Source organism: Rhodobacter sp. 4.3.4 (genome assembly GCF_058724655.1).
The window spans coordinates 98,749-125,177 of the sequence record NZ_CM178967.1; the positions used below are offsets into that span (position 1 = coordinate 98,749).

27 protein-coding genes are annotated in these 26,429 nt (G+C 67.6%); 18 read left to right on the forward strand and 9 right to left on the reverse strand.

Translation table 11 applies throughout. The features are described from left to right. The first annotated feature begins 80 nt into the window (after positions 1–80). The 3 genes from AC4PTB_RS00455 to AC4PTB_RS00465 are packed head-to-tail and all read left to right on the forward strand — an operon-like array spanning position 81 to position 4,195. Positions 81–1,091, forward strand: a complete 1,011-nt coding sequence (locus AC4PTB_RS00455) for a glycosyltransferase family 2 protein (RefSeq protein WP_492191178.1) — start codon at positions 81–83, stop codon at positions 1,089–1,091. A gap of 10 nt (positions 1,092–1,101) precedes the next feature. Further along, the gene (locus AC4PTB_RS00460; RefSeq protein WP_492191179.1) at positions 1,102–2,790 is read left to right on the forward strand and encodes a DUF5927 domain-containing protein; all 1,689 of its coding nucleotides are present in this window, start codon (positions 1,102–1,104) and stop codon (positions 2,788–2,790) included. A 1-nt stretch (position 2,791) separates the two neighbouring features. After that, positions 2,792–4,195: a nodulation protein NodH gene (locus AC4PTB_RS00465; protein ID WP_492191180.1), complete on the forward strand. Its 1,404-nt coding sequence runs from the start codon at positions 2,792–2,794 to the stop codon at positions 4,193–4,195. Here AC4PTB_RS00465 and AC4PTB_RS00470 read toward each other — a convergent pair whose 3' ends face one another. The 8 genes from AC4PTB_RS00470 to AC4PTB_RS00505 form a co-directional block, all read right to left on the reverse strand. After that, entirely contained in the window at positions 4,196–4,663 is a 468-nt protein-coding gene (locus tag AC4PTB_RS00470) for a PTS sugar transporter subunit IIA (protein ID WP_492191181.1), read from the reverse strand. Positions 4,664–4,694: 31 nt separating this feature from the next. Next, a complete protein-coding gene (gene hpf / locus AC4PTB_RS00475; RefSeq protein ID WP_492191182.1) occupies positions 4,695–5,270 on the reverse strand; it encodes a ribosome hibernation-promoting factor, HPF/YfiA family in 576 nt (191 codons plus the stop codon). Positions 5,271–5,496: 226 nt separating this feature from the next. Then, positions 5,497–6,255, reverse strand: a complete 759-nt coding sequence (gene lptB / locus AC4PTB_RS00480; protein ID WP_492191183.1) for an LPS export ABC transporter ATP-binding protein — start codon at positions 6,253–6,255, stop codon at positions 5,497–5,499. After that, entirely contained in the window at positions 6,252–6,737 is a 486-nt protein-coding gene (lptA, locus tag AC4PTB_RS00485; protein ID WP_492191184.1) for a lipopolysaccharide transport periplasmic protein LptA, read from the reverse strand. Before lptA ends, lptB begins: the two co-directional genes overlap by 4 nt. A 7-nt stretch (positions 6,738–6,744) precedes the next feature. After that, positions 6,745–7,344 (reverse strand): hypothetical protein, encoded by a 600-nt coding sequence (locus AC4PTB_RS00490; protein WP_492191185.1) that lies wholly within the window; start codon positions 7,342–7,344, stop codon positions 6,745–6,747. Then, positions 7,344–8,300, reverse strand: a complete 957-nt coding sequence (locus AC4PTB_RS00495) for a KpsF/GutQ family sugar-phosphate isomerase (protein ID WP_492191186.1) — start codon at positions 8,298–8,300, stop codon at positions 7,344–7,346. Before AC4PTB_RS00495 ends, AC4PTB_RS00490 begins: the two co-directional genes overlap by 1 nt. Then, a complete protein-coding gene (locus tag AC4PTB_RS00500) occupies positions 8,281–8,895 on the reverse strand; it encodes a ribonuclease D (RefSeq protein ID WP_492191187.1) in 615 nt (204 codons plus the stop codon). Before AC4PTB_RS00500 ends, AC4PTB_RS00495 begins: the two co-directional genes overlap by 20 nt. A 105-nt stretch (positions 8,896–9,000) precedes the next feature. Continuing rightward, on the reverse strand, positions 9,001–9,927 hold the full coding sequence (locus AC4PTB_RS00505; RefSeq protein ID WP_492191188.1) for a helix-turn-helix transcriptional regulator: 927 nt from the start codon (positions 9,925–9,927) through the stop codon (positions 9,001–9,003). 126 nt (positions 9,928–10,053) lie between these two features. Here AC4PTB_RS00505 and AC4PTB_RS00510 point away from each other — a divergent pair, with 126 nt between their 5' ends. Together AC4PTB_RS00510 and AC4PTB_RS00515 are read left to right on the forward strand one after the other, a co-directional pair. Further along, on the forward strand, positions 10,054–12,162 hold the full coding sequence (locus tag AC4PTB_RS00510) for a TonB-dependent siderophore receptor (RefSeq protein ID WP_492191189.1): 2,109 nt from the start codon (positions 10,054–10,056) through the stop codon (positions 12,160–12,162). Then, on the forward strand, positions 12,162–12,983 hold the full coding sequence (locus tag AC4PTB_RS00515; RefSeq protein ID WP_492191190.1) for an alpha/beta hydrolase: 822 nt from the start codon (positions 12,162–12,164) through the stop codon (positions 12,981–12,983). The genes AC4PTB_RS00510 and AC4PTB_RS00515 overlap by 1 nt, the downstream gene beginning before the upstream one ends. Before the next feature lie 2 nt (positions 12,984–12,985). On the opposite strand, the gene AC4PTB_RS00520 is transcribed toward AC4PTB_RS00515, so the two are convergent. Further along, the gene (locus tag AC4PTB_RS00520) at positions 12,986–13,279 is read right to left on the reverse strand and encodes a DUF2218 domain-containing protein (RefSeq protein WP_492191191.1); all 294 of its coding nucleotides are present in this window, start codon (positions 13,277–13,279) and stop codon (positions 12,986–12,988) included. Between the two features lie 111 nt (positions 13,280–13,390). Here AC4PTB_RS00520 and AC4PTB_RS00525 point away from each other — a divergent pair, with 111 nt between their 5' ends. The 13 genes from AC4PTB_RS00525 (at position 13,391) to AC4PTB_RS00585 (ending at position 26,429) form a co-directional block, all read left to right on the forward strand. Then, positions 13,391–14,275: a siderophore ABC transporter substrate-binding protein gene (locus tag AC4PTB_RS00525; RefSeq protein ID WP_492191192.1), complete on the forward strand. Its 885-nt coding sequence runs from the start codon at positions 13,391–13,393 to the stop codon at positions 14,273–14,275. Positions 14,276–14,282: 7 nt separating this feature from the next. Then, positions 14,283–15,221 (forward strand): ABC transporter permease, encoded by a 939-nt coding sequence (locus AC4PTB_RS00530; protein WP_492191193.1) that lies wholly within the window; start codon positions 14,283–14,285, stop codon positions 15,219–15,221. After that, on the forward strand, positions 15,211–16,158 hold the full coding sequence (locus AC4PTB_RS00535) for an iron chelate uptake ABC transporter family permease subunit (RefSeq protein WP_492191194.1): 948 nt from the start codon (positions 15,211–15,213) through the stop codon (positions 16,156–16,158). The genes AC4PTB_RS00530 and AC4PTB_RS00535 overlap by 11 nt, the downstream gene beginning before the upstream one ends. Then, positions 16,155–16,949 (forward strand): iron ABC transporter ATP-binding protein, encoded by a 795-nt coding sequence (locus AC4PTB_RS00540; protein WP_492191195.1) that lies wholly within the window; start codon positions 16,155–16,157, stop codon positions 16,947–16,949. Before AC4PTB_RS00535 ends, AC4PTB_RS00540 begins: the two co-directional genes overlap by 4 nt. A gap of 218 nt (positions 16,950–17,167) precedes the next feature. Beyond that, positions 17,168–17,554, forward strand: coding sequence for a YbaN family protein (locus AC4PTB_RS00545; protein WP_492191196.1), 387 nt, complete (start codon positions 17,168–17,170; stop codon positions 17,552–17,554). Positions 17,555–17,634: 80 nt separating this feature from the next. Beyond that, positions 17,635–19,215 (forward strand): ABC transporter substrate-binding protein, encoded by a 1,581-nt coding sequence (locus AC4PTB_RS00550; RefSeq protein ID WP_492191197.1) that lies wholly within the window; start codon positions 17,635–17,637, stop codon positions 19,213–19,215. Next, entirely contained in the window at positions 19,215–20,201 is a 987-nt protein-coding gene (locus tag AC4PTB_RS00555; RefSeq protein WP_492191198.1) for an ABC transporter permease, read from the forward strand. The genes AC4PTB_RS00550 and AC4PTB_RS00555 overlap by 1 nt, the downstream gene beginning before the upstream one ends. Beyond that, on the forward strand, positions 20,198–21,052 hold the full coding sequence (locus AC4PTB_RS00560) for an ABC transporter permease (protein ID WP_492191199.1): 855 nt from the start codon (positions 20,198–20,200) through the stop codon (positions 21,050–21,052). The genes AC4PTB_RS00555 and AC4PTB_RS00560 overlap by 4 nt, the downstream gene beginning before the upstream one ends. Further along, on the forward strand, positions 21,052–21,789 hold the full coding sequence (locus AC4PTB_RS00565; protein ID WP_492191200.1) for an ATP-binding cassette domain-containing protein: 738 nt from the start codon (positions 21,052–21,054) through the stop codon (positions 21,787–21,789). Before AC4PTB_RS00560 ends, AC4PTB_RS00565 begins: the two co-directional genes overlap by 1 nt. Then, positions 21,783–22,409, forward strand: coding sequence for an ATP-binding cassette domain-containing protein (locus AC4PTB_RS00570; protein ID WP_492191201.1), 627 nt, complete (start codon positions 21,783–21,785; stop codon positions 22,407–22,409). The genes AC4PTB_RS00565 and AC4PTB_RS00570 overlap by 7 nt, the downstream gene beginning before the upstream one ends. 90 nt (positions 22,410–22,499) lie before the next feature. Then, positions 22,500–24,503 (forward strand): TonB-dependent receptor domain-containing protein, encoded by a 2,004-nt coding sequence (locus tag AC4PTB_RS00575; protein WP_492191202.1) that lies wholly within the window; start codon positions 22,500–22,502, stop codon positions 24,501–24,503. Between the two features lie 34 nt (positions 24,504–24,537). After that, positions 24,538–25,587 (forward strand): hemin-degrading factor, encoded by a 1,050-nt coding sequence (locus AC4PTB_RS00580; RefSeq protein ID WP_492191203.1) that lies wholly within the window; start codon positions 24,538–24,540, stop codon positions 25,585–25,587. Continuing rightward, positions 25,584–26,429: a heme/hemin ABC transporter substrate-binding protein gene (locus AC4PTB_RS00585; RefSeq protein WP_492191204.1), complete on the forward strand. Its 846-nt coding sequence runs from the start codon at positions 25,584–25,586 to the stop codon at positions 26,427–26,429. Before AC4PTB_RS00580 ends, AC4PTB_RS00585 begins: the two co-directional genes overlap by 4 nt.

Sequence of the window (26,429 nt, forward strand, 5' to 3'; positions counted from 1 at the left end):
GGAAACGGGCAGGAATTAATCCTGTCGCAAGCGGGATGCGCTAGGAAAGGGCCGCAAGGCACGACCGGGACGGGGGCAGTTTGAGACTGAGACAGGCGATCAGGCTTCGACGGGAGCGGCGTCAGCGCCAATGGCGCGCATTCCGCAAGCGCCGCCAGCTGAAGCCCGTGGCCGACCGCACCGCGAAGATCGGCGCCCGGGATGTGATCGTCTTTTGCACCCTGCGCAACGAACGCGTCCGGTTGCCGTATTTCCTGCGCTATTACCGCGACATGCGGGTGGGCCATTTCATCTTCGTCGACAATGACAGCACCGACGGCTCGCGCGAGTATCTGGCGGCGCAGCCCGATTGTTCGGTCTGGACGACGACGGCCTCTTACAAGGCCGCGTCTTTCGGAATGGACTGGCTCAACCATCTGCTGCGCAGATACGGCACCGGCCATTGGACGCTGACCGTCGATCCGGATGAATTCTTCGTCTATCCGTTCTGCGATACCCGCCCGATCGACGCGCTGACCGACTGGCTGGACACCTATCACCTGCGCAGCTTCCCGGCGATGCTGCTCGACATGTATCCCAAGGGGCCGATCGACGCCGTCCCCTACCGCGAGGGGCAGAACCCGTTCGAGATCGCCAGCTGGTTCGATGCCGGCAACTACATGATTTCCCGCAATCGCAAGATGCAGAACCTGTGGATTCAGGGCGGGCCGCGGGCGCGGGTGTTCTTTGCCGAAGATCCGCTCTCGGCGCCCTCGCTGAACAAGATCCCGCTGGTGAAATGGGAACGTGGCTTTGTCTTCGCCTCCTCCACCCATATGATCCTGCCGCGCGGGCTGAACATGGTCTATGATGAATGGGGGGGCGAAAAGGCCTCGGGCTGCCTTTTGCATGCCAAGTTCCTGTCACCGCTGAGTGCCAAGGTGGCCGAGGAAATGCAGCGCCGCGAACATTACGCGGAGTCCCGCGAATACGAGGCCTATAGCGCCCGGCTGGGGACCGAACCCGATCTGTGGACCAAGTGGTCGGAAAAATATATCAACTGGCGGCAGCTGGAAATTCTGGGGCTGATGTCGAAGGGCAACTGGGCATGAGGGCGGGGCGGTGACGGTCGGCTTCATCATGATGTGTCATACCGCACTGGACCGGGCGGCCCAGGTTGCCCGCTATTGGGCCAGCCATGGTGCGCCGGTGGTGGTGCATGTCGATGCCCGCGTGCCCGCGGCCGATTACGACGCCCTTGGCCGGGCGCTCGCCGATCTGGACAGGGTCTCGTTCTGCACCCGCTTCAAATGCGACTGGGGCACCTGGTCTTTGGTGCAGGCGGCGCAGACCGGGGCCACGCAACTGCTGTCCCGCCACCCCGAGGTCGGGCATGTGTTTCTGGCCTCGGGCGCCTGTCTGCCGCTGCGGCCGCTGCACGAGCTGGCCGATTATCTGGCCGCCCGGCCGGACACCGATTTCATCGAAAGCGTCACCACCGCCGAGGTCGGCTGGACGGTGGGCGGCATCGACATGGAACGCTTCACCCTGCGCTTCCCGTTTTCCTGGAAAAAGCGACGGCGGCTGTTCGATGCCTATGTCGATTTCCAGCGCCGCATCGGCTTCAAGCGCAAGATCCCCGCTGGCATCGTCCCGCATCTGGGCAGCCAATGGTGGTGTCTGTCGCGTCCGACCCTGACGGCGATCCTGCAGTCCCCGGACCGGCCGCAGCATGACCGCTATTTCCGCCGCGTCTGGATCCCCGATGAAAGCTATTTCCAGTCGCTCGTCCGGATCTACGCGACGAATATCGAAAGCCGCTCGCTGACGCTGTCGAAATTCGACTATCTGGGCAAGCCGCATATCTTCTACGACGACCACCTGCAGCTTCTGCGGCGCTCGGATTGCTTTGTCGCCCGCAAGATCTGGCCCAAGGCCGACAAGCTTTACGCCACTTTCCTGTCGGACCGGCCCGCCGAAAGCCTGGCCGAACCGAACCCCTCGAAGATCGACCGGCTGTTTTCGAAGGCGGTCGAACGGCGCACCCGCGGGCGGCCCGGGCTTTACATGCAAAGCCGGTTTCCGCGGCAGGACCATGAGAACGGCAAGACCTCGGCACCATATTCGATCTTTCAGGGGTTTTCCGATCTTTTCGAAAACTTCGAGGGCTGGCTGGCGAAATACGTGGGCGCCCGGGTGCATGGCCATCTGTTCGGGCCCGACCGCGCTGCCTTTGCCGGTGGCGAGACGATGTTCAACGGCTGTCTGAGCGACAGCGCGGCGTTGCGGGACTATAATCCGAAGATGTTCCTGACCAATCTGATCTGGAACGGCCGCGGCGAGCGGCAATGTTTCATGTTCTCCCCGCGCGACACCCAGGACATCAACTGGTTCACCGCCACCGATCCGAATGCGCAGATCTCGGTCATCTCGGGCGCCTGGGCGGTGCCGTTGTTCCATTCGCAGATGGATTTCGCCGAAATCCGCCGCGAAGCCGCCCGGCTGCAACAGATCGAGATCGACCAGCTGAACATCCTGCGCTCGATGTATGTGAAGGCGCGGGTGCGGATCTGGACGATGGCGGAATTCATCGAAAACCCGATGGAGCCGTTGCAGATGATCATCGACGAGATCAGCCCGCGCGCGACGCGACGGCTGACCGAGGCGCCGCAGATGATCGAGCTGACCGGCTTTGGCCAATTCCTGCAGAACCTGCGCAATCAGGGCATGCAGCCGCGGCTGATGGGCGATTTTCCGGTGGCGGGGGAAACCGTGCCACCGCCGCGCCGCCGCCCCTATATGGTGAAATGAGATGAGCCGCTTCGATTGCTTCGTCGTCTTTGCGGAAATGCGCACGGGCTCGAACCTGCTTGAAGCCGCGCTGAACGAACTGCCCGGCGTCGCCTGCCACGGCGAGGCCTTCAACCCCGCGCTGATCGGCTATCCGAAACGGACCGAACTTCTGGGCCTGACGCGCGAGGCCCGCGACGCCGATCCGCTGGCGCTTTGGGCCCGGATCAAGGCGGCCGAGGGGCTGAACGGCTGCCGGTTCTTTCACGACCACGATCCGCGCGTGCTTGCGGCGATGCTCGAAGACCGGCGCTGCGCCAAGATCGTGCTGACCCGCAATCCGGTCGAAAGCTATGTCAGCCTGAAGCTGGCGCGGGCGACCGGGCAATGGCGGCTGGGCGATGCCCGGCACCGCAAGGCGACGCCGCAGGCCGACTTCGATGCCGCCGAATTCGAGGCGCATCTGCAAACCCTGCAGGGGTTCCAGATCACCTTGATGCGGGCGTTGCAAAGCTCGGGACAGACAGCCTTTTACATCGATTACGAAGACGCGCAGGATCTGGCGGTGCTGAACGGTCTGGCCGACTGGCTCGGGGTCGAGGGACGGCTGACCGCCCTGCCCGGCAGCCTTGTGGTGCAAAACCCCGAGGCGCTGGAAGAGAAGGTGGCGAATTTCCCGGCGATGGAAGCGGCGCTGGCGCGGATCGACCGGTTCAACCTGTCGCGCACGCCGAATTTCGAGCCGCGCCGGGGCCCGGGCGTGCCCGGTTTCATCGGCTGCGAGGCCGGGCTTCTGTATCTGCCGATCCGGCCGGGGCTTGACGCGCCGATCCGCGACTGGCTGGCGAAACTGGGTCCGCTGGAAAGCGATTTCTCACAAAAGACGCTGCGGCAGTGGAAGCGACGGCATGTCGGCCACCGCAGTTTCACCGTGGTCCGGCATCCGCTCTTGCGCGCCCATCTGGCCTTTGCCGCGCTTTTGTCGCAAGACGGGATGGCCGAGACCCGGGAGGTGCTGCGCCGCAGCTACAAGCTGCCGCTGCCGCCCGAGGGCAAGCCGATGGCCGCACAGGATTGGGCGGCGGGGCTGCTGGCTTTCCTCGGCTGGGTGAAGACGAACCTGAACGCGCAGACAAGCCTTGCCGTGCATCCGCTCTGGGCCAGCCAATCGGCCAGCCTGCAGGGCATCGCGCAATTCGCCCCACCCGATCTGATCGCCCGCGAAGACCGCCTGCCCGGGGATCTGGCGGTGCTGGCGCAGATGACCGGCGTCGCGGCCCCGGCCTTCGCTGCGCCGCAGGGCGACACCGCGCCGGTCAAGCTCTCCGAGATCTGGATGCCGGAACTGGAACAGGCCGCGGCAGACAGCTATGCGCGGGATTACATGACCTTCGGCTTTGGGCCGTGGAAACGGAAAAAGGCCTGATCAGGCCGGCTGCACGCCGCCGTTGACCGCCGTCAGCACCGCATGCAGCGCCGCCGGATCGGAATTGGCGCGCAGTTTCGCGCAGGTCTCGACATTGCGCAGCGTCCGCGACACAAGCGCCAGCGCCTTCAGATGCTCGACGCCCGAATCCTTCGGCGCGAAAAGCGCAAAGACCAGATCGACCGGCAACCGGTCCACCGCGTCGAAATCCAGCGGTCGTTCCAGGCGCAGGAACACGCCCACCACCGATTTCAGCCCGTGCAGACGCGCATGCGGCAGCGCGACGCCATGACCGACGCCGGTCGGCCCCAGCATCTCGCGCTCCTGCAGCGCATCCATGGTCTGGATCGCATCCAGCCCGTAGGCTGAATGCGCGATTTCGGAAAGGTCCTGAAACAGGCGCTTCTTGCTCGTGACATTGGTCAATACCTTGACCGCCGCCGGTTTGAGCAGGGTGGAAAGATCCATCTGTCCTTTTTCCGCGCCCATCGTCGAACGCTCACTTGATGTTGCGGGGATCGATCCAGCCAACGTTGCCGTCTTCACGCCGGTAGACCACGTTGACCCCGCCATGTTTCTCGTTACGGAAGACCAGAAGCGGCTTCGTCGAAAGCTCCATCTGCATCACCGCCTCGCCGACCGAGATCGTGGGGACTTTCGTCTCCATCTCGGCGACGATCACCGGTGCCAGGCTGTCGCCAGCGGGTTCCGTCTCGTCATCTTCCGCGGCGAGCACATACAGGCCCGCGGCATCGAATTCAACCGGCGTCACGCGTTCGCGGTGATGGTCTTTCAGGCGGCGCTTGTGACGGCGCAGCTGCTTGTCCATCTTTTCGCGGCAGGCTTCGAACGCGGCATAGACTTCGCCCGCACGGCCCGCGGCCGAGGCGGTCAGGCCGGTGGACAGGTGCACGGTGATTTCGCAGGAATATTCATGCGAGGTGCGCGAAAACACCACGGTCGCATCGGTCGGTCGCTGCATGTATTTGTCGACCGTTTCCCCCAATTCGGTCTTCACATGGGTTTGCAGGGCTTCGCCAACGTCGAGCTGTTTTCCGCTGATCTGATAACGCATGGCTTCTCCTTCACGTCATTGTCCCGCAACCGGAATGCTCTGTCCGGAATGCGAGGTGGTTGAACTCTTCTTTGAAACCGGGGAGGTCGAACCCCAAATCCGATCAGGGCCGGGAATCGGGCCGAACAGGAAACGGGGCGAGGGTGCGTTGGTGCACATAACCCGTATTTGGGAACGGAACCGCGGGGCTGTCAACTGCCCGAACGCATCCTTTGTGAAAGCTCTGTTACTGAATCCGGAAATTCTCGCCGAGGTAGACGCGACGGACGTTCTCGTCCTGCACCACCTCTTCGGTGCGGCCCGACATCAGCACCCTGCCATCGTGAAGAATATAAGCCCGATCAACGATTTCCAGCGTTTCCCGGACGTTGTGATCGGTGATCAGAACGCCGATGCCGCGTTCCTTCAGATGCGACACCAAGGCGCGGATCTCCGAGACCGCAATCGGGTCCACCCCTGCAAAGGGTTCATCCAGAAGCAGATATTTCGGGTCAGCTGCCAGACAGCGGGCAATCTCCACCCGCCGCCGCTCGCCCCCCGACAGCGCCAGCGCCGGGGCCTGCCGCAGATGGGTGATGGCGAAATCGCCGAGCAGTTCTTCCAGCCGCTCGCGGCGGTGGTGCGGATCGTCGAGCGCGATTTCCAGCACCGCCAGGATGTTCTGTTCGACCGTCAGGCCGCGGAAGATCGAGGCCTCCTGCGGCAGATAGCCGATGCCCAGCCGGGCGCGGCGATACATCGGCAGCCCGGTCGCATCGATGCCATCGATGCTCACCCGCCCGGCATCGGGCGCCACCAGCCCGGCGATGGCGTAAAAGCAGGTCGTCTTGCCCGACCCGTTCGGACCGAGCAGCGCCACCACCTCGCCGCGCTCCAGCCGCAAGGACACATCGCGCAACACCAGCCGCTTGCGATAGCTCTTGCGCAGGCTGGTCACATCCAGCCCGGTCAGGCTTTCAGCCTCGATCCGCTGCGCCTCGGTCATTGGCGGTCCCCCGGCTGCAGGATGGTGCGCACGCGGCCATCCATCCGCCCGGTGCCGGTCTTCAGATCGATCGTCATGTGCTGCCCCGAAAGCACGTTCCGCCCCTGCGTCAAAAGCACGTCTCCGGTCAGCTCGACGGCGCCCGCGGCGACTTCATAAACGGCTTCGCGGGCCTCGGCGGCATCCTTGTCCGAGACCAGCGTCACCCCGCCCGAGGCATGCAGTTTCGCGATCTTGCTGCGGTCGGCGCCATATTCGACCTCGACCTTTTCGGCCTTCAGCCGCATCGGCCCCTGCACGATCAGCACATTGCCGGTGAAGACCGCAGAGCCATCGGCCTGATGCACCGAGAGGCTGTCGGCCGTCACCTCCACCTGCGCGCTGGTGTCGGTGCGCAGGCCCGGAAAGGCGACCTCCTGGGCCGTGGCCGCGCCGCAGGCAAGGGCAAGGGTCAGACCGGCAAGGGCAGGCAGAAAGCGCATCGGAACCTCATTTCTGCGGGTGATATATCAGCTTCACGCCGCCTTGGAACACAAGATCCGAGCCGGTTTGCGCATCCTTGCGGTCAATCTGCATCCGACCGGCCTGCAAGCGCCCGAAGGGCGCCTCGGCCGAGACCGCGCCCGGCGCGGTGATCGCTGTGCGGTCGGTCGCCATCTCCAGCTGCTCGGTCGCGATCCGATAGCCCGAGGTGGTCTGCACCGCCACGCCGTCATGCAGCCGGATCTGCCCCGCCGCGGGATCGATCCGGCCGGATTTCGCGCGCAGGTCGGTGACGACGCCCGACCCTTCCTCCAGCCTGGCGATGATCTGACTGGCAGAGGCGCCATTGCCCGCGGCATCGGGGGCGGCGGTCGCGGCCCGCACCGTCAGCGCCGCACCGTCCTCGGTCATGCCGGAAAACTCGGGCGCGGTCAGGCGCTGCTCGCGGGCAAGGGTGGCCACATCGACCTTGGAATAGATCGCCGCCGTGGTCGGGTCGACCTTGCCGGAAAACAGGAACAGCGTCGAAAGCAGCACCAGCGCGCACAGCGGCAGGGCGATCTTGGCCCAATGCACCAGCGCGGTATGGCGGCTTTCAGAGGTCATCACACCACCCCGGCGCGCAGGCAGTCGTGGATATGCAGGATGCCGACCGGCTTGCCGTCCTCGACTGCGAACAGACAGGTGATCTTGCAGTCGTTCATCACCGCCACCGCGGCCTCGGCCAGCGCGGTGGGGGCGATGGTGCGCGGCGAGCGGGTCATCACCTCGGCGACCGAACGCGACAAAAGCCCGTCCATGTGGCGGCGCAAATCGCCATCGGTGACAATGCCGATCAGCCGCCCTTCGGCATCGGTGACGCCGACGACGCCGAAACCCTTTTGGCTGATGATCAACAGCGCCTCGGGCATCGGCGTCGTGCCGGTCACCAGCGGCATGTCCCGGTGCATCAGATCCGCAACCTTGGACAGTTTCGCGCCGAGCTTGCCGCCCGGATGGAAGGTGCGGAAATGTTCGGGGGTGAACTGGCGATGCTCCATCAGCGCGACGGCGAGCGCATCGCCAAGCGCCAGCGTCATCGTCGTCGAGGTGGTGGGCACGACGCCGGTGCCGCAGGCTTCCTCGGCCTGCGGCAGCACCAGCGCCACATCGGCCTGCCGCAAAAGCGTCGAGTCGGGCCGTGCCGCAACGCCGATCAGCGGAATGGAAAACCGCCGCGTATGGGCGATCAGATCGGCCAGCTCCGGCGTCTCGCCCGAGTTGGACAGCACCAGCGCCACATCCTCGCGCGTGACCATGCCCAGATCGCCATGGCTCGCCTCGGCCGGATGCACGAATTGCGCGGGCGTGCCGGTGCTGGCCAGCGTCGCCGCGATCTTGCGCGCGATATGGCCCGATTTGCCCATGCCCGAAACGATCACCCGGCCACGCGCGGACAGGATCATCTGCACCGCCGCGCCGAAGGCACCGTTCAGGTTTTCCGCCAGCGCCTGCAGCCCGGCGATCTCGATTTCGATCACGCGCCGGGCGGTATCGGCAAAATCAGTGGTGGAAGATGTCATTCGGTTCCTCCCAGCCCATCAGATCCAGCCGGGCCCGGGCGGGCAGGAAGTCGAAACAGGCCTGCGCCAGCTCGGTCCGGCCCTCGCGGGCGAGGCGTTCGACCAGGGCCGCTTTCAGCTGATGCAGGTAAAGCACGTCCGAGGCGGCATAGTCGAGCTGCGCCTGGGTCAGCTCGGACGCGCCCCAGTCCGAGGTCTGCTGCTGCTTCGAGACATCGACGCCCACCAGATCGGCCAGCAGATATTTCAGCCCGTGCCGGTCGGTGAAGGTGCGCACCATCTTCGAGGCGATCTTGGTGCAGAAGACCGGCGCGGTCACCACGCCGAAGGCATTGTAAAGCGCGGCAATGTCGAACCGGGCGAAGTGGAAAAGCTTCTCCACCTTCGGATCGGCCAGCATGGCGCAAAGCCGCGGCGCCTCGGTCTGGCCTTTCGCGATCTGCACCAGATGCGCATGGCCATCGCCCGAAGACATCTGCACGAGGCACAGCCGGTCGCGGCGCGGATCAAGCCCCATGGTTTCGGTATCGATGGCGACGACGGGGCCAAGATCAAGCCCCTCGGGCAGGTCGTTCATGTGCAGATGGATGGTCACGGGCAGTCCTTTCGCGACGTTTCGCGCAGATATACAGAGTTTGCCCGGGCTTTGCCACGCCCGACGGGTCACGGCGCGGTGACGTGGCCGAAAACCGCGCCCGGCTCAGCGCCCCAGCGCCGAGGGCGGCAGGCCGAATTCCCGCCGAAAGGCGGTGGCGAAGCTCTCGACCGAGACGAAGCCCGCCAGATGCGCCGCCGCGCGCACGCTCGCCCCGCCGCGCAGCGCCGCCTCGGCCCGGCGCAGCCGCAAGGCCCTGATCCGCGCCTTCGCCGACACGCCATAGGCGCGCTGAAACAGCCGCTGCAGCGAGGACAGGCTCATCCCCGCCTCCTCGGCGATCTGCGCCAGATCGGGCATCGGGCCGGGGCGCAGCGCCCGATCCTCGAGCCGGCGCAGCCGCTCGGTCTCGGCCGGACGCAATGCCCCGGGGGCGGCGGTCAGCCGCGCCATCAGCCCCGCGACCAGGCCGAAGACCAGCGCCTCGCGGCTGAGCGGGTTGCCGGGATTGGCGCCGGTCCGGTCCAGCGCCACCAGCTCTTCGGCCATCGCGGTTTCGGTCGCCGTCGCGGGCCAGGTCTCGTGCCGAAAGGCGGCGCCGTCCAGAACCCGCGCGGGCGGGATGCCGCGCGCGGCAAGCCAGTCCCAGCCGATGTCGATGCTGACCTTGCGCAGATGATCGCCCGCCCGCGCCCGGCGCAGGAAGGGCGCCGCGGCCTCCAGCGCGTAAAAGGCCATCCGGACCGGCTCTTTGGCCCGGCGTTCCAGCCGCAGCCGATGCGGCCCGATGAAGGCCTCGGCACTGCCCGCAAGGATCAGATGCAGCACCACCCCGGGGTCGCGCAGGATCCGGGTCTCGAAATCGGTCGCGGCCGTTGCATCCAATGTATGCAGCCGCAGCCCCGAGGGCAGCTGCCCCGCAATCCTCACTCCCTCCAGCGCCACGCGATCCGGGCGAATCGTGGCGCCGAACTCCGCCCCCGACAGATGCGCCTCGGCGGCAATGTCCTGCAACAGGATCGAACGGGTCATCGCGGCCTCAATCTGACGGTTTCGACAAGCAGTTTGACGGTTTTCGCAAGCCCGGGCCGTGGCGGCGCCGGGCGTCTCCTGAAAATATATTACAAAAATTATCGGATATAAAGACGAGGAACCGGAATGCAGAGACTGACGATGCGCAGCGCGCTTTTCCTGGGCACGGCGCTGGTCGCGCCGTTGCTTGCGGGCGGGGCCTGGGCCGAGGACAGCACCGATCTGGGGGCGATCACCGTCAAGGGCGCCAGCTACGAGACCGAGGGCACGGACAGCTACAAAAGCGGGCTGATCTCGGTCGGTGAAAAGGCGGCGATGACCCCGCGCGAAGTGCCGCAATCGACTTCGGTCGTGACCCGCAAGCAGATCGAGGACGGCGGTTATACCGCGCTGGAAACCGCGATCGAGAACACCCCGGGCCTGCTGGTGCTGTCGAATGACATCGGCCGGTCCTCGCTGTTCTCGCGCGGGTTCGAGCTGGATTATCTTTATTACGACGGCCTGCCCGCGCCGGTCAGCTCGATCTATGGCACGCAGCCGGATCTGTCGATCATTGACCATGTGGAGGTTCTCAAGGGGCCCTCGGGGCTGTTCATCGGCGCGGGCTCGCCTGCGGGGGCGGTGAACATGCGGCTGAAACAGGCGAACCGGACCGAGCCGGGCGGGTCGGTCACCGCCACTGTCACCTCGGTCGGGCAAAAGCGGCTGGAGCTGGATTACGGCGGCGCATTGAATGCCGCGGGAACTCTGCGCGGCCGGGTGGTGGCCGCCCATGCGGCGGGCGACGGCTTTGTCGACAAGCAGGAAAACGGCGTCGATCAGCTTTATGGCGCGCTGGCCTGGGATATCGGCCCGAATACCACCGCGACCTTCTCGATCTCGAACATGCGCCGCGATATCGCGCCCTATAACGGCCTGCCGACCCGGGCCGATGGCACGCTGCTGTGGCTTGATCCGGCGGTCACCACCGCTGCCGACTGGAACCGCTTCGACAATGACGTGACCGATGGCGTCGCCGCGCTCGAGCACCGCTTCGAGAATGGCGTCCGGGTCAAGACCAGCCTGCGCCGCTCGCATCAGACCGGCGATTTCCTTTACGCCTATACCGGCACGGCGGCGGCAGCCGACAATACCGTGTCGCGGCTGTCCTGGATCGCCCGCGATTTCACCCATGACACCACCGCCTTCGACGCCCATGCCGAACTGCCCTTTGCGCTGGGCGGCTGGGAGGGTCTGGCGATCCTGGGCGTCGATGCGCAAAACAGCGACACAAGCCTGCGCGTCGCCTCGGGCAGCTTTTCCGGCAGCTGGGATCTCGACAACTGGAACACCTCCGGGCTGGCGGCGCCGAACGTGACTTATGGGCCGGTGGCGACGACCGACACCACCTCGCGCGGGGTCTATGCGCAGGGGCGGCTGAAACCGACCGACCGGCTGACGCTGCTGGGGGGCACCCGGCTGAGCTGGCATGATGTCGATTCGGTCTCGGCGGGCGGGCTGCGGACGCAGGTGGGCGTGGATGCCCATCCGACGCCCTTTGCCGGGGTGACCTTCGATCTGACCCCGGAAACGACGCTTTACGCCAGCTATACCGAAATCTTCCAGACCCAGACCGCGCTGGATGCGGCGGGCCGGGTGCTCGATCCGCTCGAAGGCCAGCAGATCGAGATCGGCGCCAAGGCGACGCTGGGCGCGGGGCTCGATGTCTCTGCCGCGCTGTTCCAGCTCGATCAGGTGAACCGGGCGCAGACGGTGCCGGGCACCACATATGCCGTGGCCGAGGGCGAGGTGCGGATGCGCGGCTTCGAGATCGAAGCGGCGGGCGAGATCGGCCCTTCGCTGCATCTGGCGGGCGGCTACACCTGGTCGAGCTCGGAATATCGCAACGGCCCCACCGCGGGTGCGCAGTTCTCGACCTACACGCCGCGGCACATGCTGAAGCTTTCGGCCGAATATGACGTGACCGAGGGGGCGCTGGCTGACTGGTCCTTTGGCGGGCAATGGCGGGCGGTCTCGGGCTTTTCCTCGGTTTCGGGCACGACCACGATCCGCGCCCCGGGCCATGGCGTGCTCGACCTGACCGCGAAGCGGCAGCTGAACGAGATGACCGATCTGCGGCTGACGGTCTCGAACGTCTTGGACAAGGATTACTATTCCCGCGTCGGCGGCCCGACTGTCTTCAACTTCCGCGGCGAACCCCGCAGCGTCTCGCTGGCGCTGACGCGGCGGTTCTGATGCGGCGGGTGCTGGCCCTGATGCTGGTGCTGGGCGGCACGGGGGCGGCCGCCCAGACTGTCGGGACGGTGCAGGATCTGGGACCGGCGCTGGTGCTTGAGCGCACCGCCCGGTTCGAGATCGCCGCGCCGCAGGGGCCCTTGGCCGTGGTGGTGGGCTGGCCCGATGCGCCGCCCCCGCCCGGGGGCTATGGCATCATCTATGCCATTGATGCGGGCTGGAGTTTCGCAACCCTGCGCGAGGCGCTGGTGCTGCAGGGCTCGGCGCAGGCGGCGGGGCCGGTGCGGCCGACGGTGGTGGTGGGGATCGGCTGGCCCGGGCCGGGGCTGATCGATCTGGCCCGGCGCGGCCCCGATCTGATCGAGGCCCCGGGGGCGGCGGCGACGCTTGCATTGCTGACCGACACGATCCTGCCGCGGGTCGAGGCGGTGCTGCCCGTCGATCCGCGGCACCGGATGGTGCTCGGCCATTCCTATGGCGGCGCCTTTGCGCTGCGGGCGGGCTTTGCCCGGCCCGATCTGTTCAGCCATGTCGCGGCGGGCAGCCCCTCGCTCTGGACCGATCCGGGGGCCTATGCGCCGCCGCCCGGGCCGCGCCCGGCGGTGCTCTTGACGATCGGCGCGCTGGAGCGGCCCGCTGCGGCCAAGGCGGCCGGGATCGCCCCCGACCGGGTGGCGCGGCTGGCCGAACGCGACATGGCGGGCCGGGCCGGGCGGCTGGCGCAGGATCTGGGCACCGCGCTTGCGGAAATCCCAGGTCAGGGCCATGGCGGTTCTGTCCCGGGGTTTCTGGCTGCCGCGGTCAGTTTCCTGTGGCGCTGATCTCAGCCGGCCTCGATCTGCCAGCACAGCCCGGTGAATCCCTCGCGATGGGCAAAGGTCACCAGATGGCTGTCGACCACAAACCGCGACTGGATCATCGCCTTGGCATCCTCGGCGGTGATCCGCACATGCAGCGCATCGGCCTCGGCGCGCAGGCTGACCAGGCCCGAGGGCAGCGCCGCCTGCCCCTGCGTCTCGTCCCAGTCGGCGGGAACCTTGTGGGCGAAATGCTTGCACAGCTGCGCGATGTATTTCGCGGCATGCGGGGTGGCAAACCGGGCTGTGGTGACGATCATCCGTATATCCTTAGTTTTTTTGTAGGCTACCTGCTGGTCAAGACCCGGGCAAGGGGGTATCTGAGTCCCCGCGAAGCCAGTTTCAGCCACGCCCAACCCCGGAGAGACCCGATGAAACGCTTTGCACTTGCGGCGGCGCTGACGCTGGCCGCCCTTCCCGTCCTTGCCGATCCGGTGACCATCGCCACCGCCCGCGGCCCGGTCAGCCTGCCTGCCGCCCCCGCCTCGGTCGCGGTCTTCGACGTGGCCGCCGCCGATACGCTGGCGGCGCTTGGCGTGACGCCGACCGGCCTGCCGGACCGGCTTTATGTCGATTATCTCGATCCGAAAGGCGCGGCGCCGATCGGCACGCTGTTCGAGCCGGACCTTGAAGCTCTCTCGGCCCTCGCCCCCGATCTGATCGTGGTGGGGGCGCGGTCGGCGGCGCAATTCGACGCCGTGGCGCAGGTGGCGCCCGTGATCGACATGTCGATTTCCGCCGATGTGGTGGGCGACGCGCGGGCGCGACTGGCCGCCTATGGCAGGCTTTTCGGCAAGGAGACGAAGGCGGCCGAGCTGGCCACCGCGCTTGATGCCCGCATCGCCGCGGTGCAGGCGGCCGCCAAGGGCAAGGGCGATGCGCTGATCGTGTTGACCAACGGTCCAAAGATGTCCGCCTATGGCCGCGGCTCGCGCTTTGGCTGGATCCATGACACGGTCGGCCTGCCCGAGGCGTATCCGGCGCTGAAACCCGAGGTGCATGGCGATGCGATTTCCTTCGAATTCATCGCCGAGGTCGATCCCGACTGGCTGATCGTGGTGGATCGCGGCGCCGCCACCGGGGCCGGGGGGCCCTCGGCCGCCGAGACGCTGAACAACCCGCTGGTGGCGGGCACCAAGGCCGCCAAGGCCGGGCAGGTGGTGACGCTGAACGCCGCCAATCTTTACATCGCGGGCGGCGGCTATCAGGCGCTGATGGCAAATCTGGCCGAACTTCTGGCCGCGCTCGAAGGCTGAGACGGCGATGACCCGCCCGCTTGTGCCGAGCCTTGCCGTCCTGACCGCGCTGGCGCTGGCAAGCCTGTGCGTCGGCGCGGCCAGCCTTGACGGGCAGGCCGGGCTGCTTTTGTGGGTCTCGCGCATTCCGCGCACCGCGGCGGCTATCCTGACCGGGGCGGCGCTGGCGGTGGCGGGCGTGGTGATGCAGCAGATCCTGCGCAACCGTTTCGTCGAGCCCGCCACGGCGGGCACGCCCGAGGCGGCGGCGGCGGGGCTTCTGGCGATCACCCTTGTCGCCCCCGCCGCGCCGATCTGGCTCAAGATGGGGGTGGCCGCGGTCTCGGCGCTGCTGGGCACCGTGCTTTTCGCCGCGCTGATCCGCCGCCTGTCCCCGCGCGAGATCTATCTGGTGCCGCTTTCCGGGCTGATCCTGTCCGGCGTTCTGGGCGCGGGCGTGACCTTTGTCGGCTGGGAAACCGATCTGCTGCCCTATGTTTCGGTCTGGCTGATGTCGGGCGAGTTTTCCGGCGTCATTGCCGGGCGCTATGAGCTCTTGTGGATCGCGGGCGGAGCGGTGGCGCTGGCCTGGGCCGCCGCCGACCGGTTCGCGATCCTTGGCCTTGGCCCCGAGGCCGCCACCGCGCTGGGTCTGAACCCCCGCGCGGTGCTGCGCCTTGGCCTTGCGGTGGTGGCGCTGGTCACCGCGATGGTGGTGGTGACGGTGGGCATGTTTCCCTTTGTCGGGCTGATCGTGCCCAATCTGGTGACGCGGGTGATGGGCGACAATCTGCGCGCCGCCCTGCCCGTCGTGGCGCTGGCGGGGGCGGGGCTGGTGCTGGCCTGCGATCTGGCGGGGCGGATCCTGATCCACCCCTACGAGATCCCGGCCGGGACGATCCTTGGGGTGATCGGGGCGCTTGCCTTCCTGTGGCTGTTGTGGCGGGGCGATCGCGATGGGCATTAGGCTTTCGGTCACGCTGGCGGCGGGGGTGGCGCTGGTCACCGGGCTTTGGCTGTTTCAGGGCCTTTCGGGCAATATCGGCTTCGTGCTGGGTTTGCGGGCGGAGAAACTGGCGGCTCTGGCGCTGGTGGCGGCCTCGGTGGCGATGGCGACGGTGCTGTTTCAGACCGTGGCGCAAAACCGAATCCTGACGCCCGCGATCATGGGGTTTGACGCGCTTTATCTGCTGGTGCAGAGCGCTTCGCTGGCCACCCTTGGTATCTCCGGTTTTGCCGCCCTGCCTGCCGGGCCGAAATTCCTGCTGGAGACCGCGCTGATGACCGGCCTTGCCGCGGCGCTGTTCGGCACGCTTCTGGGCCGGGCGCGGGGCGCCGACATCGGCCGCACGATCCTGAGCGGGGTGATCCTGGGCATCCTGTTTCGCGCCGGATCGGTGCTGGTGATGCGGGTGCTCGACCCGAATGCCAATGCCGTCGCGCAATCGGTCAGCTTCGCCAATTTCTCCCGCCCCTCGGTCGAGACGCTGCTTTACGCCGCCGCCCTTGCGCTGCCTGCGCTGGCGCTGGCGCTTTGGCTGGGGCCGCGGCTTGACGTGCTGGCTTTGGGCCGCGACCGGGCGCTGTCGCTTGGCCTGCCGCATCGGGCGATGGTGCTGGGCACGCTGGCGCTGGTCGCCGTGCTGACCGCGACGGCGACGGCGCTGGTCGGGCCGATCGCCTTTTTCGGGCTGATCGTCGCCGGTCTGGCGCAAAGCCTCGCGCCCGGGGCGCCGCATCGGAAGCTTTTGGGGCTGTCGGTGGGGCTGGCGTTGATCGGGCTCATTGGCGGGCAATGGGTCTTCGAGCGGCTGCTGGGCCTGAAAGCCACGCTCAGCGTCGTGCTGGATTGCGGCGGCGGGCTTTTGTTCCTGGTGTTGCTGATGCGGGGGAAAATCCGATGATCGAGGTGACGGAGCTGTCTTTCACGCTGGGCGGGGTGCGGATTCTGGCGCCGACGACGCTGACCCTGCCCGCGGGGCAGATCACCGCGCTGATCGGGCCGAACGGGGCGGGGAAATCGACGCTGTCGCGGCTGATCGCGCGGGTCGAGACGCCGCCGCCCGGCACGGTGCGGGTGAACGGGCGCGATGTGGCGACGACCCCGGGCGGGGTTCTGGCGCGGGAGCTGGCGTTCCTCGGGCAGCATACCGGGCTTGCCTCGCGGCTGCGGGTGCGGGATCTGGTGGCCTTCGGCCGCTGGCCGCATTGCCATGGCCGTCCGGGGCCTGCCGATCACGCCGCCATCGCCCGGGCGCTGGCGGAGTTCGAGCTGGAGCCGCTGGCGCAGCGTTTCCTTGACACGCTCTCGGGCGGGCAGGCGCAGCGGGCGCATCTGGCGATGGCGGCGGCGCAGGAAACGCCCTGGCTGATCCTCGACGAGCCGTTGAACAACCTCGATCTGGCGCATGCACGGGGGCTGATGGCGCATCTGGCGCGGCTGCGCGATGCGGGCGGCTCGGTGCTGATCGTGCTGCATGATCTGAACTTTGCCGCCGCCTGGGCCGATCATGTGGTGGCAATGAAAGCGGGTGCGGTGGTGGCAACGGGCAGGCCCGAGGCGGTGCTGACCGGCCCGCAGCTTTCCGCGCTTTACGACACCGAAATCGCGGTCGCCATCCACGGCGGCCGACCGCTGGTGCTGCATCATCTGGCGCCCGCCTGGTCCCCGGCCCGCCCGGCGGCGTTGACATAGCAGATTGTTTTTGTCAGCTTTAATGCAACCGGCGCCGCAAGATCCCCCCCAGACCCCGGCAGACCGGCAATTTCCGTTGCGTCCTTGCCCCGGCTGTGGCCTGCTTCACGTCAGAGCACCGCGACATCATGTCCGGGGTACGGCGGTTCGGGGGGTGATTCGGTTTCACGCGACGCCGCCCGGTCCGGCGCGGTCGTCGGCCACGAGGGAGGCGAGAGATGAGCCAGCACACGCCCGGAGAACGTCTGTTGCGGGCGATCTATCTGAGCATCGGCCTGATCTTCACGGCGGTCGCCTTTGTCGGCATCTTTCTGCCGGTGCTGCCGACGGTGCCGTTCCTGATCCTGGCCGCGGCCTTCTTTGCCCGCTCCTCCGAACGGCTGGAGGACTGGCTGCTGACCCACCCGAGCTTCGGCCCGATGCTGCGCGACTGGCGCGAACGCGGTGCGATCCCGCGGCGCGGCAAGGTGATGGCTTTGTGCGGCTCGGCGCTGGGTCTGGCGCTGTTCATCCTGCTGCGCCACCCCGCCGCCTGGCAGACCGCCGCCGTCGCCGCGCTGATGGTCACCGGCGTCGGCTATGTTTTCAGCCGCCCCACCGCCTGAGCCCCCACCGCCGCATTCGCTGTGGACAAAAGCCGTGATCGTATGATTTAGATTTTCCTAAATCATACCGCGGGGGCGAGATGTCGAAAAAAACCTTGAACGGGCTGGTGCCTGCTGCGCTGCTGGCTTTCGCGCTGGCGACATCCTTGCAGGCCGGTCCGGTGCCGCCGCTGGTTCTGGCGGTGGGCGGCGAGCCCGAGGGCGGCTTTGATCCGGTGATGGGCTGGGGCCGCTACGGCAACCCGCTGTTTCAGGCGACGCTGCTGCGCTTCGACGCCGATCTGACGATGGTCGGCGATCTGGCGACCAGCTGGAGCCTGTCGGAGGACCGCCTGACCTGGACGATCAAACTGCGGCAGGATGCGAAATTCTCCGACGGCACGGCGCTGACGGCCGAGGATGTGGCCTTCACCTTCAACGCCGCGCGCGATGCGGGCGGGCTCGTTGACATGAAGATCCTGCGCGAAGCCCGCGCCATCGCCCCCGATACGGTGGAACTGGAGCTGATGCGGCCGCAGATCACCTTCACCAGCCATCTGGTCGGGCTCGGCATCGTGCCGAAGGCGGGCTATGGCGCGGATTACGCCCGTCATCCGCTGGGCGCCGGGCCGTTCCGGATGGTCGAATGGCGTCCGGGCGAGCAGCTGGTGGTCGAACCGAACCCCTATTGGCACGGCGGCACGATTCCCTTTCCGCGGGTGAGCTTCGTCTTCGGCGCGGAAGCGGCGGCGATCGCGCTGGCGCAGACCGGGGCGGTGCAGGTGGCGGCCGTGCCCCCGGCAGGCTCCGATGCGCCGCCTCCGGGCATGCGGACGCTGCATGTGCAGAGCGTCGACAACCGCGGCGTGATGTTTCCGATGGTTGCCGCCGGGGGCAAGACCGCCGCGGGCAAGCCCGTCGGCAATGACGTGACCGCCGATCCCGCCATTCGCCGCGCGCTCAACCAGCTGCTGGACCGCAAGGCGCTGGTCGATCTGGCGCTGGATGGCCATGGCCGCCCGGCGCATGGTCCGGCCGACGGCCTGCCCTGGGATCAGCCCGCCGCCGCCCTGCCCGATGCCGACCCGATCGCCGCCGCGGTGACGCTGGAAACCGCGGGCTGGATCGACCGCGACGGCGACGGGCTGCGCGAAAAGGACGGGCGGGAGGCGCGCTTCACCCTTGTCTATCCCGCCTCGGATTCGCTGCGTCAGGCGCTGGCGCTGGGCGTTGCCGAACAGGCGAAGGCGGTGGGCATCGCCATCGAGCCTGCGGGCAAAAGCTGGGACGACATCGACAACGTGATGCATGCGGATGCGGTGCTGTTCGGCTGGGGCGCGCATGATCCCTCTGAAATCTATGCGCTTCATCATGGCGATTTCGCGGGCGTCGAGTATTACAACCCCGGCTATTACAAGAACCCGGTGGTCGATGCGCATCTGGATGCGGCGCAGGCTGCCCCGGATTTCGCCGCCGCGCTGCCGGAATGGCAGGCGGCGCAATGGGATGGACGCACCGGCTTTGGCGCGCGCGGCGATGCCGCCTGGGCCTGGCTGGTGAACATCGACCACAGCTATTGGGTCAGCGAATGCCTTGACCTTGGCCCGCTGCAGATCGAGCCGCATGGTCATGGTTATCCGATCACCCAGGGCCTGCAAGACTGGAAATGGACCTGCAACTGATGGCCCGGAGCTGGCTGGCCCGGCTGCTTCTGGAGCGGCTGATCCGGCTTTTCTGGCTGGTACCGTTGGCGATGGCGGGGCTCTTCACGCTGGTCTCGCTGGCCCCGGTCGATCCGGTGCAGGCCTATGTCGGCGCGCGGGTGGCGCAGGTCGGCCCCGAGCAACGCGCCGCCATCGCCGCGGCCTGGGGGCTGGATGCCCCCGCGCCCGAGCGGTTCTGGCTGTGGCTGTCCCATCTCGCCACGGGCGATTTCGGCACCTCGATCACCTACAACGCGCCGGTGCTCGATCTGATCGCCCAGCGCGCCGGGGCCTCGCTGGCGCTGATCGGCACGGCGTTTTTCCTGGCGCTGGGGCTCGGCTTTTCGCTGGGCCTGCTGGCCGCGGCGATGCGGGGGCGCTGGCCCGACCGGCTGATCCGGGGGGTTGCGGTGCTGCTTTCGGCCAGCCCGGGGTTCTGGATCGCGATCCTGCTTGTCACGGTCTTTGCCGTGGGGCTGGGCTGGTTGCCCGCCTGTTGCGCGACCCCCCCCGGCCTGACCGCGGCCGAGGCGGGCCTTGGCGCGCGGCTGACCCATCTGATCCTGCCCGCCGTCACCGTCTCGGTCGTCGGCATTTCGGCGCTGATCCTGCACAGCCGCGCCCGCGCCGTGACCTTTCTGGAAAGCCCGGCGGCGCGGCATCTGGCGGCACATGGCGCCTCGCCCCTGCGGCTGGCCTTTCGCTACGGTGCCCGGCATGCGCTTGGCCCGGCGCTGACGGTGCATCTGGCGGGGGCGGGCGAGCTGGTCGGCGGCTCGGTTCTGGCCGAGACGATCTTTGCCTGGCCGGGGCTTGGTCAGGCCACGGTGCGTGCCGCCACCGGGGCCGATGCGCCGCTGCTGCTGGGCATCGCGCTGGCGACGCTGCTTTTTGTCTTTTGTGGCAACCTTCTGGCCGATATCGCCGCGCGGCTGGCCGATCCGCGGCTGAGGGACATGCGATGACCGATATCAGCCCAAGCCTGCGCCCGATCGGCTTTCGGTCGCCGCTGCGCCGCGCGCTGCTTTGGCGCGGTGGGCTGGTGACGGCGGTCTTCGCCGCGCCGATCCTGGTCGCGCTGGCCCTGCCCGAGACCGGCCCCGCGGTCAGTGCCGTAACCCGCAACCTGCCGCCCTCGCTGGCCCATCCGTTCGGCACCGATGCGCTGGGTCGCGACATGGCGGCACGCAGCCTTGCCGCGCTGGCCGTCTCGGTCAAGGTCGGGCTTTTCGCCGCGATCCTGTCGACGGCGCTGGCGGTCGTGCTTGGCCTTGCCGCCGCGCTGGACCGTCGCCTGGACCGGATCGTCGGCGTGCTGACCGAGATGGCGCTGGGCCTGCCGCATTTCGTGCTGATCATGCTGGTCGCCTATGCGGCCGGCGGCGGGATCTGGGGCGTCGTCCTTGGCGTCGGGCTGACGCATTGGCCGCGGCTGGCCCGCGTCTTGCGGCACGAGGCGCAGACCGTCGCCGCGGCTGATTTCGTCGCCGTCTCGCGCGCTCTGGGCCGTCCGCGGCGCTGGATCGCGCGGCATCATCTGGCGCCGCATCTGCTGCCGCAGGTGGTGGCGGGCTTCGTCTTGATCTTTCCGCATGCGATCCTGCACGAGGCCGGGCTTTCCTTCATCGGCCTTGGCATCCCGCCGCATCTGCCCTCGATCGGGGTGATCCTGTCGGAAAGCCTGCGCGGGATTCTGGCCGGACATTGGTGGGTGGCGCTGTTTCCGGGGCTGGGGCTGATGATCGTCGCGCTCAGCTTCGAGCTGTTCGGAGAGACCCTGCGCCGCGCCGCCGACCCGCGCGAGGGGGTGGCGTGATGCTGCGGGTCAGGTCGCTTTCGGTGCGGTTTCGCCGCCATGACGGCAGCCATGCCACGGCGCTCTCCGGGCTTGAGCTGACCCTGGCGCGGGGTGAGGTGATCGGACTGGTGGGCGGCTCCGGCGCGGGCAAAAGTCTGGTGGCCGAGGCGCTGATGGGCCTTTTGCCCCGCAATGCCGAGGTTTCCGGGCAGATCACGCTTGATGGGCAAGGACTTGCCCCGGGGCAACTGGCGCTTGCGCCGCAAGCGATCGACGCGCTCGATCCGCTGACCCGGCTTGGCGATCAGATTTGCCGCTTTGCCCGGCTGGCGGGGCAGCCGCCACCCGATCTGCCCGCCGCGCTCGCCCGGCTTGGCCTGCCCGCAACCGCCGCCCGGGCCTTTCCGCACGAGCTGTCGGGGGGCATGGCGAAACGCGCGCTGATCGCCACCGCGCTGGCGACCGGCGCCGGTTTCCTGATCGCCGACGAGCCGACGCTGGGCCTTGACCCCGAAACCGCAGACCGGATCCTGGCGCTGCTGGCCGGGCTGGCCGCGCAGGGGCAGGGGGTCTGCGTGATCAGCCATGATCTGCCGCGGCTCATCGCCATTGCCGGGCGGGTCACGATCTTGCAGGAGGGCCGGATGGTCGAAACCGCGCTGGCACAGGATTTCACCGGCGGGCAGCTGCGGCATCCGTTTTCCCGCGCGCTCTGGGCGGCGCAAAGCTGGGCCGAGGCCGATCCACCATGCTGAGGGCCGAGGATATTTCGCTGGCCTTCGCCGGCCGTCCGGTGCTGCAGGATCTCTCTTTGACTCTGGCGCCGGGCGAGGTGCTGGGGCTTTGCGGCGCCTCGGGCGCGGGGAAATCGACGCTGGCGCGGGTGCTGTCGGGCGCGCTTGTCCCAGATGCGGGGCGGGTGCTGTGGCAGGGCGCGGCCCTTCCCCGCCGCCAGCCCGGCCCGGTGCAGCATGTGCCGCAGGCGCCGGAACTGGCCGTCGATCCGCGCTGGACGGTCGGGCGCATTCTGGCCAATGCCGCGCCGCCCGACCCCGAGGTTCTGGCCGCGCTGGCGATCCGTCCCGGCTGGGCCGACCGCCACCCCGCCGAGCTGTCGGGCGGCGAGCTGGCCCGGGTGTCGCTGGCGCGGTTCTTCCTGCCGCAGACGCGGGTGCTGATCTGCGACGAGATCACCGCGCAGCTCGATGCGCTGGCGGCGCAGGCGCTGTGGCGGGCGCTGCTGCCCTTGGCGCAACGCCGCAACATGGCGCTGATCGTGATCAGCCACGATGCCGCGCTGCGCCGGGCACTGTGCTCGCGGCAGATCACGCTGGCCGCCGCAGACAAGACCGCGAAGATGAAAACCATTTCTTGACAAAATAACTCAGATAACAATGATGCGCTGAGATGGAGGACTGCCAGCCCGCGCCAGCAAAGCCGACACGCTTTCGACCGGGAGATCTTCATGCGCCTCGCATCGCGGCAGCTGGCCGCCTTTCTGTTTTGCTCCACCGCCCTGTCCCTGCCGCTTGCGGCGGAACAGGCCGATGACACGCTCTGGCTGGGTCAGATCGTGATCGGCCATGCCGAGGACGGCACGCCGATCCTTGCGGGCGAAAACGCCACCCATCTGACCGGCGACGATCTGCGCGGCGCCACCAGCACCAGCGATCTCGACGGGCTGTTGCGGGTGCAGACCTCGGTTTTCACGCAAAAGGATCCGGGCAATCCGGGCGTTTCGGTGAATATCCGCGGTTTCGAGGGCTCGGGCCGGGTGGCGATGTCGCTTGACGGCGTGCCGCAGACCTTCCGCCTCACCGGACATGCGGCGCAGGGCTATGTTTTCGTGGATGAAAACCTGCTTTCCGGCATCGATATCACGCGCGGTCCGGTGACCGGGCTGGGCGGGTCGGGCATCGCCGGCTCGGCGAATTTCCGCACGCTTGAGCCGGGCGACGTGCTGAAAGAGGGGCAAACGCAGGGCGGGCTGGTGCGGCTCGACCATGCCTCGAACGGCGACACCAGCTCGGGGATGGCGGCGGCGGCGCTGAAGGCGGGGCGGTTCGACGCGCTGGCCGCGATCAGCCGCCACAGTGGCGACAGCTACAAGGACGGCGACGGAATCGAGGTCGCCAATACCGACACCGACATCTCCTCGGCGCTGCTGAAGCTGGGCTATGATCTGACCGAGACGCAGCGGCTGACCTTTTCGCTGATGCGCTACGAGACCGACTTTTTCGCCACGAGCTATTTCCAGCATCTGACGAATGATGTCGCGAAGATCGGCTATCATTACGACCCCGGATCGAACCTGATCGACCTGCGGGTGAATGCCTATGCGGCGAAGACCGAGACCGACTGGCTGCGCGGGAGCTCTCCCTCTGCCTCGGCGGTCGGGCGCAACATGTCGACGACGACGCGCGGGCTGGACGTGACGAACACGTCCGAGCTGAGCTTCGGCGGCTGGCGGCTGACCAGCGTGAACGGGATCGAGGCGTCGCAGGACAGTCTGGGCGGAACCAAAGGCGGGGTGAACCCGACCACGGGCAAGGCGCGCAGGCTCTCGGCCTTTTCGGAAAACGCCTTCGTTCAGGGCAAGTGGGAGATCACCGCGGGGCTGCGGGCGAATTCCTATCGGCTGGACGGAGAGGCCTCGAAGGGCACGATCGACATCAAGAATAGCTCGCTCGATCCGAAGCTGACGCTGGCGTATCAGGCGACCGACTGGGTCCAGCCCTATGTGACGCTGTCGCGGGCGATGCGTTCGCCGACGCTGCAGGAAACCATGTTGGGCGGCAGCCATCCGGGCGGGGGTGTCGGCATGATCGCCAACCCGCGGCTGGAGGCTGAGACGGAAGAGGGGGTCGAGCTGGGCTTCACCCTTGATCGCGAGGGGCTTTTCGCTGCGGGCGACCGGCTCTCCGGGCGGGTGAATTACTACAACATGGAGGTGGAGAATTACATCGTCAGCTCGATGGCCTTCACCAATGCCTTCGGCCAGACCGGCGCGGCCTTCGTCAACGTGCCCGGCACGACCGAAACCGAGGGGGTGGAGATCGAGCTGGACTATGCCCACCGCGCCTTTGATCTGGGCCTCAGCTACACCCATAATTCCAGCCATCTGCCCAGCCAGACCCCGGGCCTTGGCGCCGGGCAATATCTGCCCGATGACACCGTTTCCGTCCGGCTCTCGCGCGATTTCATGGCGGATCGGCTGACGGTCGGGGCGCAATATACCCATGTCTCGGGTGGGCTTTTCACCGACGCCTATACCTCGACGCCCTATCAGAAGGACGACAGCTACGAGCTGGTCGATCTGTTCGCCAGCTATGACGTGACCGACGACGCGGTGATCTATGCCAAGGTCACGAACCTCTTCGACGAGGTCTATGCGCCCTGGCTTTCGGCCAGCGCCAGCGAGAACGGGCAGGGCCGGACCCTGCATGTCGGCACCTCGATCCGTTTCTGAGATCCGTTTCTGATCCATGTTGAAAGGAGAGCCCATGACGCGCCTCAGCCCCGAAGACATCCGCAAGGCCCGTGCGCTGGACCGCCGCCTGCATGCCCGCGATCTGGCCGCCCAGCTGGGTCTGGCCGAGGCGGAAATCTGCGCCGCCCAGATTGGCTTTGGCGCCACAAGGATCGCCGCCAGCCCCGACCGGCTGATACCGCGGCTGAGCGCCTTTGGACCGCTGATGGCGCTGACCCGCAACGATGCCTGCGTGATCGAAAAGGTTGGCGTCTATGACGATTACCGGCCGGGGCCGCATGCGGCGCTGGTGGTGAACGAGGAAATCGATCTGCGGATCTTTCCGGCGCAGTGGGTGCATGGCTTCGCGCTGGAGGAGGAGACGGAGCAGGGGGTGAAACGCTCGTTGCAGGTCTTCGATGCGGCGGGGGATGCGGTGCACAAGGTGCATCTGCGCCCGGGAAGCGATGTCGGGCAGTGGCAGCCGCTGCTCGACGATCTGCGGCTGGACGATCAGGGCGCGGTTCTGGCGCTGGCGCCGCGGCAGCCGCCCGAGGTGGCGAAGATAAATCCCGCCCGGCTGGAGGATCTGCGCGCGGGCTGGGCGGCGCTGGAAGACACGCATCAGTTCCTGCGACTGTGCGCGAAGCTGAAGATGAACCGGCTGGGCGCCTATCGGCTGGCCGGGGCGCCTTTCGTGCGCCGTCTTGCCCCGGGCTCGGTCGAGCGGCTGCTCTATCGTGCTGCCGAAATCGAGGTGCCGATCATGATCTTCGTCGGCAACCGCGGCTGCATCGAGATCCACACCGGCCCGGTCGGCCGGGTGGGCGATGCCGGGCCCTGGATCACTTTGTTCGATCACGGCTTCGATCTGCATTTGCGCATGGACGAGATCGCGGAAATCTATGCCGTGGTGAAGAATACCGCCCGCGGCCCGGCGCATTCGGTCGAATTCTTCGATGCGCGGGGGCTGCTGATCGCGCAGATCTTCGGGGTGCTGCGGGCGGGGGCGGAGGCGGTCGCGCAATGGAACACGCTGGTGGCCGAGATGCCCGATGCCCCGCTGCGGGAGGCGGCGGAATGAGGGCGCTTGTCTGTGCCACGGTGCTTGCGCTGCTGCCGGGCTGGCTGGCCGCGCAAGACCGCGTGCTCTCGATCGGCGGCGGCGTGACCGAGGTGGTGGCGGCTTTGGGCGAGACGGGGCGACTGGTCGGGCGCGACACCACCTCGACCTATCCTGCGACGGTCACCGACCTGCCCGATGTCGGCTATATGCGGGCACTTTCGCCCGAGGGCGTGCTGTCGGTCGCGCCCGATCTGATCTTGCTGACCGAGGGCGCAGGCCCGCCCGAGACGCTGGAAACCCTGCGCGAAACCGGGGTGAAGCTTGTCCGCGTGCCCGAGGGCCATACGCCCGAAGCGGTTCTGGAAAAAATCCGCACCGTGGCCGGGGCGCTGGGCGTGGCAGACAAGGGCGAAGCGCTGGCCGCCCGTCTGGACGCCGAGATGACGGCGGCTCTGGCGCAGGTCGCGCAGGACAGCGGGCCGAAGCCGCGGGTGCTCTTTATCCTCTCCAACGCGGGCGGGCGGCTGACCGGGGCGGGGGCGGGCACCTCGGCCGCGGCGATGATCGCGCTGGCGGGCGGGCAGAATGCGCTGACCGGCTTTGACGGTTACAAGGCGCTGGGCGACGAGGCGATTGCAGCGGCGGCGCCCGAGGTGATCCTGATGATGGCGCGCAGGGGCGAGGATGCGGGCGGGCATGGCGCGGCCGATCTGGACAGCCATCCCGCGCTGGCCGCGACGCCCGCCGCAAAGGCGGGCCGGGTGGTGCGGATGGACGGGATGCTGCTTCTGGGCTTCGGTCCCCGCACGCCCGAGGCGATCACCGCGCTGCATGCCGCGCTTTCTCCGAAGGCGCCGTAA